We start from the raw sequence: 11,311 nt of genomic DNA on the forward strand, positions 1-11,311 counted from the left end.
TTCAAAAGCCTTGTTGGCACGGTGATCGCGGGTAATCTGCTATAAAAAAAGACAATATGAAAGTGAGTGATTTTGGAATTATGCAAGAGTTGAGATGAAGACAATATTTATAGAAACACCCAACTATCTTTTATTAACTGTTCTGTCTGGGGTTTCTATTATAATTCCAAATATGGCTTCATTCTATAAATCGGGTATTTTATGCTTTGGCCAAAAGCGAAGCCTTCCGTTTTTGCTCCATGGCTTCTTGTAATTTTTCGGCGACATGGGGCGAGACAAAAGGTTTGATATTGCCGTTATAGAAAGCAATTTCTTTCACCAAACGTGAAGCAACAGGCTGTAAAACACAGTCAGCCATAAGAAAAACGGTTTCTATTTTATTGTTTATTTGCTGGTTCATGCCAGCCATTTGATATTCATATTCGAAATCGGCGACCGCCCGTAATCCCCGCAGAATAACCGATGCACTATGGCTTTCGACACAATCCATCAGCAAGGAATTATAAGTAATAACCTCGATTTTGCAGCGGGAAGGGTTTTCGAGAATGTCTATCTCATGAAGAATCATGGATGCCCGCTCTTCGGCTGAAAAAAGCGGCGATTTCCCCGGATTTTCTGCGACAGCAACGATGAGATGATCAAAAATGCGAGCGCCACGCCGGATAATATCGAGATGCCCCAAGGTTACGGGATCAAAGGTACCCGGATAGAGTGCGACCGGCTGTTTTTTCGAAGATTGGGCGTCCATATCACAAAATTTCCTTTCACGGTCCTGACAGCAAAAAAGTGTTAGAAACTTTTTTGCTGTCAAAAGAGGCTAATACGTAAAATTTAGTGATCGCGCGCTACAATATAGCGGGCAATGCTGCGCAGATAGTCGGCTTCTGACCCAAAAACAGAAAGATGGGCAATAGCCTGATCTACCAACGCTTTTGCCTGCGAGCGGGCTTTTTCAAGACCCAATAAGGAAAGGAATGTTGCTTTGCCAGCAGCGGCATCTTTACCGACGGCTTTACCGGCAACGGCTTCATCACCTTCGGCGTCAATCAGATCATCGGCAATCTGGAAAGCAAGACCGATATCACGTGCATAGGCTTTTAAGCGGTCACGGATATCTTTATTCTGCCGTCCCATGATAGCGCCCGCTTCAAGGCAGAAGCCAAACAGAGCACCTGTTTTGAGCTGTTGCAAGCGAGTGATCGTTGGAAGATCAAAAGGTACAGTTGAGGTTTCAGCGGCAAGATCAATTGCCTGTCCACCGACCATACCGTCTTTACCAGAAGCAATTGCCAGAGCCTGAATCAGTTCAAGCCGGACATGGGGATCGCTATGAATTCTTTCTTCTGAAAGAATTTCAAAGGCCAAAGCCTGAAGCGCATCGCCGGAAAGAACCGCAGAGGCATCGTCAAAAGCTTTATGGACGGTTGGTTTACCACGCCGTAAATCATCATTATCCATGCAAGGCATGTCATCATGAATTAAAGAATAAACGTGGATACATTCAATCGCCATACCGACCCGTAAGGCGGCTTCGCGATCAACGTTGAACAAAGCGCAAGTGGCGACCACCAAAAGCGGGCGGAGTCTTTTTCCGCCACCGATCGCCGCATAGCGCATGGCTTCAACCAAGCGACGACGAGGATCTTCAGGAAGAGACAATTGTTCAGCAAAGAGCCGGTCAATATCCTGAGCGACCTGTTCCATCATGGTCTTAAGATTAAGTGCCATATCCATTATTTACTCCGCATCGAAAGGACGAGCGCCTGTTGCCCGTCCGTCCTGATCGAAACTGATCTGTTCGATTTTTGTCTGTGCCGCTTTCAGCCGTGCTTCGCATTGTTTTTTCAATGCATCGCCCTGACTATACATTCGAATAGAATCTTCGAGGGTTGTATCGCCGCTTTCAAGACGACGGACAATTTCTTCGAGCTTTTTTAAAGCTTCCTCGAAACTCAATTCCGATATGGTTTTTTCTTGGCTCATCTTGTTACGATCAGACTTGCTTTTTGACAGATAAAGGCGGTTTTACACCGCCTATTTCTGCTTAAAAGCGGGTCTTTCCCTTATTTCTTGGTAAAAGGATCAACAAAGCCTTTATACTGGCTTTCACCTTCGCTGGCATGAATTTCTTCTGCTGTCCGTTCCTGATTTTCACGTTTACGGTGCAGATAGCGGATCATGGCTTCGCGTTCACCCGCCAAGGTTGCGTCAAAGGGAGAGGTTTCCTCTTCCTTGTCCTTTTCGACCTTAGCCACAATCGCGTTTAATTCGCGCTGCGTCGTTAAACCCAAGGTGACCGGATCTTTGGGAACAATATTGATCATATTGTAATGGGTGCGATTGCGGATTTTGGCAATCGTTTCACGGGTCGTGCCGATCAGTTTTGAAATCTGTCCGTCAGTGACCTTCGGGTGATTGGCAATAATCCATGCAATACCATCAGGTTTGTTCTGGCGCCGTGAAATCGGTGTGTAGCGCGGTCCTTTCGGACGACGATGCTGTTCAGGGGCAACCTGTATAACCAGACGGTAATCAGGGTCTTTTTGACCTTTTTCGATTTCCTCTAGCGTGAGTTCACCGGCACGAACTGGATCACGACCGGCTAGTTTCGTCGCAGCGGTATCATCTGCAATGGCCTGAACTTCAAGGATATGAAGACCACAAAAAATAGCAATCTGTTCAAAACTAAGTGAGGTATTATCGACAAGCCAGGAGGCTGTCGCATGAGGCATAAGCGGCTGGGCCACAGCAAGATTCTCCTGAATATTGCACCCCGTTACGGCGAGGCCTACATAAGAAAAGGGCCACCCGTTGAAGGATGGCCTTGCGTATTTTTTATCCTTACTCTGTCATAGAGTTAAGGGCAAGGCAGATATCAACCTGATCTCTGCCATAGTGTATTTTTTCTATTCACGTGATTATAATTATACTGTTATTGGCAACGATCTTATTGAGATAGCGTAAAATAAAATCTAATTTTAAAGAAATAATATTTTCTATGGAAGTGATTTTTTAATCACTGTGATTTCATTAAAATGAAGAAACTATTCGGTTTTTTCTTTTTTCAAAAAGATTGTTTTTTGTCGATTTTAATTGGATAAATAGCGCCTTGTAATAAGACTGCCTTTCCTAGATTTTTTAAAGACAAGTTAGATGATTTACCTAGACTATCAAGCCACGACCCCGATGGCACCAGAAGCCAAGGCGGCGATGATGCCTTGGTTAGATGGGGGCGCTAATCCGCATTCTTCCCATCGGATAGGGCGAAAGGCGGCGGCGGCGGTTGCCATTGCAGAAGAGCAGATAGCCGCTTTATTGCCTAATGCGGAAGCGGGGCATCTAATCTTTACGTCTGGTGCAACAGAATCCCTTAATTGGGCCATAAAAGGCTTGTGGCTTTCCGATAGGAATAAACGCCGCAAGGTAGTTACGCTCGCGACAGAACATGCCGCAACTTTGGATAGCGTTCGTTATTTAGAGAAATTGGGTGCCGAGGTCATTTTTCTACCAGTCCATAAAAATGGGTTGGTTGATATGGAAAGGGCCGCCGCAGAAATTGATACCGATACTGCCCTTGTGACAGCCATGCTGGTGAATAACGAGATTGGCGTTATTCAGCCCATCACTGAATTGGCCGCTTTGGCGCATAATGTTGGTGCGTATTTTTTATTGGATGCAGTGCAAGGTTACGGTCGCGTAGCGATGCCAGAAACCTGTGATATGATTGCCTTGTCAGCGCATAAAATCCATGGACCTATCGGGGTGGGTGCGCTTTGGTTCAAAAAAGATATCGCTTTACAGCCTCTTTTCCATGGCGGTCATCAGCAAGGCGGGTTGCGGTCAGGGACGCTTAGTCCCGCATTATGTGCCGGTTTCGGGGCGGCGGCTTTTTTGGCAAGGCAAAAACAGGCCGAAGATTTTGCCTATATTTCAGAGCTTTTCGCTGTAGCCAAAGCTGAAATGCCGGATTGGATTATAAATGGTTCTGAGGATATTCGCTGGCCGGGTAATTTCAATATCCACCAAGAAGGTATCGATTCAAGCCGTTTGATCAGTGATACCCGCCAAGTGGCCTTTTCCGCAGGCTCTGCTTGTTCCAGTGGGAATGGTCGTCCCAGCCATGTTTTAAAAGCCTTAGATCTGTCGCAAAAAGCAGTTCGTGGCAGTATCCGCATCGGTTTTGGTCGATATACCACTATAGAAGATTTGGTTACTGGCTTGGGATATATTCGGGAAGCCGCCGAAAAACAGCGCAAGAGTCCTTTTTTCAGTTAGAGAAGATTTTATGTCCGTCACTGTTTTTTTTATTGACCAGACGCAGCACAAAGTCACTTACCAAGCCGAAAAAGGCGATAAGTTATTGGATGTGATCCATAAAGCCGGCTTGCCGGTAGAAGGCACATGTGACGGCGCGTTAACCTGTGCCACTTGTCATGTGATTATTGATGTCGATAATTTTTCTCAACTGGAGGCTGCTTCTGATGTTGAGGAAGATATGCTGGATTTAGCCTTTGATGTAGCACCAACTTCCCGATTGGCCTGTCAGGTCTATTTGCCAGATTGTGAGCATTTTACGGTTTATTTTCCCCAAGATTTTTAAGGGGAATGACGAAAGTCATCCGGCTAAATTTTTAAGTAACACGGTAAATTGACAATTTTTTCGCGGTTACAGTCTTGCCAAGTGGTTCTGAATGTTTCATAGGCGATATTGGAAGTCGGGCGGACGGTGCTGTCGCCAACCCGGTCAGGTCCGGAAGGAAGCAGCCGTAACGAATTTGTATCGGGTCGTTCCGGCTTCCACGTCTTACTATTTTCCTAAAATTTAAATACTTTCATTTGTCGGTTGCGACAACATCTTTCTGTATGGTTTCAGATAGAGATATTCTGGAAGCCTGATGCGGAATTTTCTGTTAAAAAATATTTAAGTCGCTTTATCGTCTTACATTATGCATTAACTTCATCTTATGGTTGATTCTTCCTCTCCGGCAATGCTCTATCGAGTTCTCGCTCGCAAATATCGCCCGCAAAAATTTTCTGATCTGATTGGTCAGGATGCGATGGTGCGAACTTTGGGAAATGCTATCGCCCGAGACCGGTTAGCGCATGCCTTTTTGTTGACTGGTGTTCGGGGTGTCGGGAAAACCTCTACTGCCAGATTGATCGCAAAAGCCCTTAATTGTGTCGGTAGAGACGGCAAAGGCGGGATGACGATCGACCCTTGTGGTGAATGTGAAGCTTGCCGTGCGATTGCCGAAGGTCGCCATATTGATGTGGTCGAGATGGATGCTGCATCCCATACGGGCGTCGATGATATTCGTGATATTGTTGAATCCGTGCGCTATGCTTCGGTATCCGCCCGCTTTAAAGTCTATATTATCGACGAAGTACACATGCTTTCAAAAAGCGCTTTCAATGCGCTGTTGAAGACCTTGGAAGAGCCGCCCGCGCATGTAAAATTCCTATTTGCCACGACGGAAATCAATAAAGTTCCGATTACGGTTTTATCGCGCTGCCAACGTTTTGATTTAAGGCGGATATCGACCGCTACCCTGACCGAATATTTTACTAAAGTTGTCCAGCTGGAACAGGTGGAAGCCGAAGAAGAAGCTTTGGCCATGATTGCCAAAGCCGCCGAAGGTTCGGTGCGTGATGGTCTGTCGATTCTCGATCAGGCAATTGCCCACAGTTCTGGCAGTATTCTGGCCGCTGATGTTCGTGAGATGTTGGGGCTTTCCGATCGTGGAGTTATCAAATCTCTGTTATTGGCCTTGCTGGAAGGGCGCGGGGATAGTGTTTTAGATCATGTTAAAGCCCAATATGATTTGGGTGTAGAACCGGAAGCTTTGCTGCATGGATTGTTGCAGTTAATCCATGCCATCACCCGCAGTAAAATGGGGCGACCCGATAATTTAACGATACATCCCACCGAAGAAGAAAGCTGGTTAGCCGAATTAGGAAAGAAGCTGTCTTTTCCAACCCTTCATCGTTTGTGGCAGCTATTGTTAAAAGGGCATCAAGAAGTTCAAAATGCAGTTTTGCTTTTGGAAGCGGCTGAAATGGCATTGCTTCGGGTGCTTCATGCGAGCCAATTGCCTGATCCTGCGGCGATTATAGCCCAGTTAAAAAAGCAAGAAGCTTTATCTTCTTCACAAAATTCACCGCCATCATCTGAAGATAATCGTTTTCCGTCGCTACCTTCTTTGGTTCGAGGTGATGCGGAAGTCGAAGACGTAAAAAAAAAATCCTTTGAATACGGAAATTTAAATACTCAAAGTGCAAACTCTCCTTCACGGTCTAACGATGATAGCCATCCGTTCATAAGCGCAGACCAGAAAGACAATTCTTCTTCTCGAGAAAGATCAGGCGAATGCACAAGCCAAGAGGAAATGGCGTCTGAAACCGTCCAATTTTTAGAAAAAGAACAGCAAACATCAGACGAAAAGCTACGACTTTATTTTCCGTCGGATTTCGAATCACTGACGGCGATGATTTTCGACAATGGCAATGCGCTGATCAGCCATGGCTTGGGAGATTATGGGCGGTTGATTGAATATGCTCCGCCGAAATTGGCATTGGAAGAAGATAAACACTTTACCCCCGAATTCAGGCAAGAATTATCTTACGCTTTGAAAAATTTGACAGGCCAAGCTTGGACAGTTGATTTTATTCGCGATAGAAAAGGTAAACCCAGTTTTCGAGAGCAGGAAATAGCCCGAGAAGAGGCACGTCAGAGAGCGATTTTGAATGCACCGATTGTTCAAGCGGTTTTAAAAACATTTCCAAATGCCGAACTGGTTCAGCCTGCCAAATAATTTTTCTGAAATTTTTTTTGCATCAGATAAGGGCTCTTTCTAAAGCGAAGAGCACAAGCTAAAATGAAATTTCATAATATAAAGGCTTTGCAATGGATCTCGAACAAATGATGAAGGCAGCTCAAGAAGCTGCCCAGCAAATACAGACCCAGATGGGAGAAGCTCAGGCCAAGCTGGACACGATTGATGTCGAAGGTGCATCCGGCGGCGGTCTGGTCAAAATCAAAGCTACGGCAAAAGGTCGTATTACCGGCGTTGAAATTGATGACAGTTTGTTGGTGCCAGCTGAAAAACAAATGCTGGAAGATTTGATTGTTGCGGCTTGCAATGATGTGAAAGCCAAAGCCGAAGAAGTAAGCAATGGTGAAATGGCAAAAATGACCCAAGGGATGCCTTTGCCGCCGGGTATGAACTTGCCTCTTTAAGCTCAAAAGCGAGATAGGGAAGGGGCATTGCGCCCCTTCCAATTGAAAGAAATTAAAGGCGAGGTAACGTTACGCCTTTTTGTCCCATATATTTGCCTGAACGATCAGAATAGCTGACTTCGCAGGGTTCATTGCCTTGCAAGAACAAGAATTGGCAAGCGCCTTCGCCTGCATAGATTTTGGCTGGAAGCGGTGTGGTGTTCGAAAATTCCAGCGTCACATGACCTTCCCAACCCGGTTCCAAAGGCGTGACGTTGACGATGATGCCGCAACGGGCATAGGTCGATTTACCAAGACAGATAACCAAGACATCTTTGGGAATGCGGAAATATTCAACCGTCCGTGCCAAGGCAAAGCTGTTTGGCGGAATGATGCATACATCGGTTTTTCTATCGACGAAGCTGGTTGAATCGAAATTTTTGGGATCAACGGTGGCTGAATCGACATTGGTGAAAATTTTGAATTCGTCAGCAACACGGGCATCATAACCATAAGAGGATAATCCATAGCTGATACAGCCGTCTCTACGCTGGCTTTCAACAAATGGTTCGATCATTCCCTGTTTTTGAGCCTGCTCGCGTATCCAGCGGTCAGCCATGATCGACATCGTTAATTCCTTTTCTGAAGTCTGCTTAAATGAGATAATTTTATTTTCGGGATGGGATATTCAGATTTTCGGGCCCAAAGCTATGGGGCAGTAGCGTAGATAGTCGATAAGATTCAACCTTTGAGCCTGCTGCAGAAGTGCAATAGACCATCATATCGTAATGACCCATTTGTGCGGCTTCATTTAAAACCTGACGACAACGTCCACAAGGATAAATGATCTCTTCACCAAGAAATTGGCCTTTTCCATCAAATTGGCCTCCACAAATCGCGATCGCTTTGATATTTCCGAGTTGCCCATTGGCATTGGCCGTTGCAACTGCGACCGTTTCAGCACATAGGGTGAGGCCATAGCTGGCATTTTCAAAATTCGTACCGGTAATCACGCTGCCATCTTGTAATAAGAGCGCAGCGCCTACGGCAAAACCCGAATAAGGGGAATGAGATTGTCTGGCGGCTTGGCGAGCTTTATCCACCAGTGATTTCACGGTAGTGTTGTCAGCTTCAATGGCATTTATAGATTCGGACATGAATATGGTATTCTCTTTTTTGAGGGGAGTACTATCCCGAAAATGGCGCATTGATATTACAAAAGATTGAAAAAAGAAGAAGGGCGAATTCTGCATGGTTGCAAATTTAAAAACAGTACCTGCCATGTCAGAAGAGGGCGCTTCTCTTCCTGCTAACCTTGAGGCCGAAGCGGCACTGTTGGGTGCGCTGTTGGTTGATAACCGTTTGGCCGAAGATGTTCAGGTCAAATTGCGGGAAGAGCATTTTTTTGATCCAACGCATCGTCTAATTTACCAGATTATCATGCGTCAGTTAGACCGGAATCAGTTAGCCAATCCGGTCACGATACAGCCTCTGATAGAAAAAGACCCCAGCTTACAAGCCAAGGGGGGAATGAAATATATCTATAATCTCGTCCGAAATCAGACATCCTTGCTGGGTGTTCGTGATTTTGCGACACAGATTTATGAACTGGCCTTGTTGCGGGAATTGGTCAGTGTTGGGCGTGACATGGTTGATAACGCCTTGAATACGCAAGGTGTGATTGACCCCCGATCCCAGATTGAAGAGGCGGAAGCTGCGCTTTATCGTGTGGCGGAATCCGGTATTTCAGAAGGGGGCGTTAAAAGCTTTGCACAGGCGGCGCTGGTCGCGGTGAAAGCGGCTGAAATGGCCTTAAATTCAGGTGCGCATTTATCCGGTGTGACCACGGGATTGGATTCAGTGAATGCCAAAATTGGTGGATTGCATCGTTCCGATCTTCTGATCTTAGCAGGACGTCCAGGGATGGGAAAAACGGCCTTTGCAACGAATGTCGCCTTTAATGCTGCCCGTCGTTTTATGTATGATACGGGCAATGGTATCCCGCCAGAAGAAACGCCTGGCGCGCCGGTCGCCTTTTTCAGCCTTGAAATGTCGGCCGATCAGTTGGCTACCCGTCTTTTGGCAGAACAGTCCGGTTTGTCTTCGGAATCGCTCCGTATGGGGCGCGTCAGTAAGGAAGAATTTCGTAATCTTGCGAGAGCCGCTGCCGAGTTAGAAGAGCTGCCGCTTTATATTGATGATACCCCCGGTCTGACGATTGCCAGTTTGCGGACTAGAGCCCGTCGGTTGAAGCGACGTTTTGGTATCGGCTTATTGGTGGTCGATTACCTGCAATTGTTGCATGGATCGGGTAAAGCCAATGATAATCGTGTTAACGAAATTTCCGAGATTAGCCGAGGTTTGAAAACGTTAGCTAAAGAGCTGGATATTCCGGTGTTGGCGCTTTCACAGCTTTCCCGTGCAGTTGAACAACGCGACGATAAACGGCCTCAGCTGTCTGATCTTCGTGAATCTGGATCAATCGAACAGGATGCCGATATCGTGTTATTTGTTTATCGCGAGGAATATTATCTTCAATCGCGTGAACCGAAACGCCCCGCAGAAGGCAGCGATGCCCTTATTGATGCCCAGGTTGATGAAGAACATCGCAAATGGCAGCAATCCATGGAGCAGGTCTATAACCGCGCGGAATTGATTGTTGCCAAGCAACGTCATGGTGCCACGGGCAAGGTGCGTTTGCGTTTTGAAAGTCAGATCACCCGCTTTTCTGATCCTGTTGACGATTTTAATTCCGAAGATGAATTCAGCTCTTAGTAAAATAAAGTTGATATAATCAAAAATTAAAATAAAACATGGGTAATTGAATGAATAACTATGTAATGTGATATTATAACTTTTGCGGTTTTAACCGTAAAGTGAATGAGAAGCTATGGTCAGCACAATAAAAAATCAGAATGTTAATCCCCATGATGGTCATAATTACACGCATGACCATGCTCATCATGAGCATAATCATGGGCATTCGCATGCGAATGAGATTAATGCCAACAATAGCCGTGGTTTCGGCATAGGTATTATTATCAATCTGGCCTTTATTCTGATTGAAATAGGCTACGGCATTTCTTCGGGATCACTTTCCCTTATTGCGGATGCAGGGCATAATCTTTCTGATGTGCTTGGTTTAGCACTTTCTCTTGCCGCTTTTATGGCTGAAAAATTTAAGCCGACATCCCGCTTTACCTATGGCTATCGATCTTCTTCTATTTTAGCGGCTCTCTTTAATTCGCTATTTCTGGTTATTGCTTGCGGGGCGATTGGATGGGAAGCTATCCTCCGCTTTTCTGAGCCTGTGGATGTGCCAGGTGGCACCATTATGATTATCGCCGGTATCGGCATTATCATTAATTTTGCTACAGCGCTTTTGTTTAGAGATGGCCATGAAGAACTGAACCGCCACGCAGCCTTCCTGCATATGCTTTTGGATGCTTTGGTTTCGGCTGTTGTTGTTCTGTCAGGGCTGGTCATTAAATTGACCGGATGGCATTGGATTGATCCGACCCTTAGCCTTGCGATTGTGGTTGTTTTGTTATGGAGCAGCTGGAGCCTTATCAGACGATCCGTGGCCATGGCGTTGAATGCGGTTCCGCCGTCGATAGATGTCAGTGCGGTTGTTGAACGGCTTGATCAATTGCCGGATGTCGTCAATGTCCATCATCTTCATATCTGGCCGGTAAGCACCAGCGAAACAGCCATGACGGCGCATATTGTTCGTTCTAAAATTCAAAATAATGACGAATTTATCGGGCAGGTGGGCGATATCATGAAAAAAGAATTCGATATCGGTCATGTGACGATACAAATCGAGCATAATGGTTGCGATAACGAAGACGATTGTTAATCGTAACATCTTGATATTTAAACTATAATTGACCTGCTGTCTTATGGTCGGTGAAGGGGCATATAACGTAACAATCGTGCCAATTTTATCACAGTCGGAATAACTACGCCTCGCTATTATTTATTCCGGTTGTGGTGAAAGCGCCTTACCTTTACCGGACGTATTATCCGGCCATTATATGCTTAAAAGGGCTTAACGACCCTGTCTTTCTGGTAATTGAGATCAATTGAGTATAG

At 45.7% G+C, this 11,311-nt stretch carries 12 protein-coding genes and 1 other RNA gene; 7 read left to right on the plus strand and 6 right to left on the minus strand.

Features of this window, described 5'->3' with window-relative positions; translation table 11 throughout:
• Window positions 1–199 precede the first annotated feature (199 nt).
• From coaD to FBY58_RS04195, 4 genes are all read right to left on the minus strand, one after another.
• Window positions 200–748 carry a pantetheine-phosphate adenylyltransferase gene (gene coaD, locus FBY58_RS04180; protein ID WP_141919630.1) on the minus strand — a complete coding sequence of 183 codons (549 nt, stop codon included), beginning with the start codon at window positions 746–748 and terminating at the stop codon, window positions 200–202.
• 83 nt (window positions 749–831) lie between these two features.
• On the minus strand, window positions 832–1,728 hold the full coding sequence (locus FBY58_RS04185) for a polyprenyl synthetase family protein (protein ID WP_141919631.1): 897 nt from the start codon (window positions 1,726–1,728) through the stop codon (window positions 832–834).
• 9 nt (window positions 1,729–1,737) lie between these two features.
• Window positions 1,738–1,983, minus strand: a complete 246-nt coding sequence (locus FBY58_RS04190; protein ID WP_141919632.1) for an exodeoxyribonuclease VII small subunit — start codon at window positions 1,981–1,983, stop codon at window positions 1,738–1,740.
• Window positions 1,984–2,063: 80 nt separating this feature from the next.
• A complete protein-coding gene (locus FBY58_RS04195) occupies window positions 2,064–2,747 on the minus strand; it encodes a DUF1013 domain-containing protein (protein WP_141919633.1) in 684 nt (227 codons plus the stop codon).
• 406 nt (window positions 2,748–3,153) lie between these two features.
• On the opposite strand from FBY58_RS04195, the gene FBY58_RS04200 reads away from it, so the two are divergent.
• The 5 genes from FBY58_RS04200 to FBY58_RS04220 all read left to right on the plus strand — a co-directional run bounded on the left by FBY58_RS04200 (window position 3,154) and on the right by FBY58_RS04220 (window position 7,237).
• On the plus strand, window positions 3,154–4,275 hold the full coding sequence (locus FBY58_RS04200) for a cysteine desulfurase family protein (protein ID WP_141919634.1): 1,122 nt from the start codon (window positions 3,154–3,156) through the stop codon (window positions 4,273–4,275).
• Between the two features lie 10 nt (window positions 4,276–4,285).
• The gene (locus FBY58_RS04205) at window positions 4,286–4,600 is read left to right on the plus strand and encodes a 2Fe-2S iron-sulfur cluster-binding protein (protein ID WP_141919635.1); all 315 of its coding nucleotides are present in this window, start codon (window positions 4,286–4,288) and stop codon (window positions 4,598–4,600) included.
• Window positions 4,601–4,707: 107 nt separating this feature from the next.
• Window positions 4,708–4,805: signal recognition particle sRNA small type (gene ffs, locus FBY58_RS04210), an RNA gene on the plus strand.
• Window positions 4,806–4,964: 159 nt separating this feature from the next.
• Window positions 4,965–6,812 (plus strand): DNA polymerase III subunit gamma/tau, encoded by a 1,848-nt coding sequence (locus FBY58_RS04215; RefSeq protein ID WP_141919636.1) that lies wholly within the window; start codon window positions 4,965–4,967, stop codon window positions 6,810–6,812.
• Between the two features lie 92 nt (window positions 6,813–6,904).
• Window positions 6,905–7,237: a YbaB/EbfC family nucleoid-associated protein gene (locus FBY58_RS04220; RefSeq protein ID WP_141919637.1), complete on the plus strand. Its 333-nt coding sequence runs from the start codon at window positions 6,905–6,907 to the stop codon at window positions 7,235–7,237.
• Window positions 7,238–7,289: 52 nt separating this feature from the next.
• On the opposite strand, the gene dcd is transcribed toward FBY58_RS04220, so the two are convergent.
• Window positions 7,290–7,844, minus strand: a complete 555-nt coding sequence (gene dcd / locus FBY58_RS04225; protein ID WP_141919638.1) for a dCTP deaminase — start codon at window positions 7,842–7,844, stop codon at window positions 7,290–7,292.
• A gap of 40 nt (window positions 7,845–7,884) precedes the next feature.
• Entirely contained in the window at window positions 7,885–8,373 is a 489-nt protein-coding gene (locus FBY58_RS04230) for a cytidine deaminase (RefSeq protein WP_141919639.1), read from the minus strand.
• Window positions 8,374–8,467: 94 nt separating this feature from the next.
• Between FBY58_RS04230 and FBY58_RS04235 the strand changes: the two genes are divergently transcribed.
• Together FBY58_RS04235 and FBY58_RS04240 are read left to right on the plus strand one after the other, a co-directional pair.
• Entirely contained in the window at window positions 8,468–9,991 is a 1,524-nt protein-coding gene (locus FBY58_RS04235; RefSeq protein WP_141919640.1) for a replicative DNA helicase, read from the plus strand.
• A gap of 115 nt (window positions 9,992–10,106) precedes the next feature.
• The gene (locus FBY58_RS04240; protein WP_141919641.1) at window positions 10,107–11,075 is read left to right on the plus strand and encodes a cation diffusion facilitator family transporter; all 969 of its coding nucleotides are present in this window, start codon (window positions 10,107–10,109) and stop codon (window positions 11,073–11,075) included.
• Window positions 11,076–11,311: the final 236 nt, after the last annotated feature.

This window comes from Zymomonas mobilis (genome assembly GCF_006715975.1).
Taxonomy (GTDB): Bacteria; Pseudomonadota; Alphaproteobacteria; order Sphingomonadales; family Sphingomonadaceae; genus Zymomonas; species Zymomonas mobilis_B.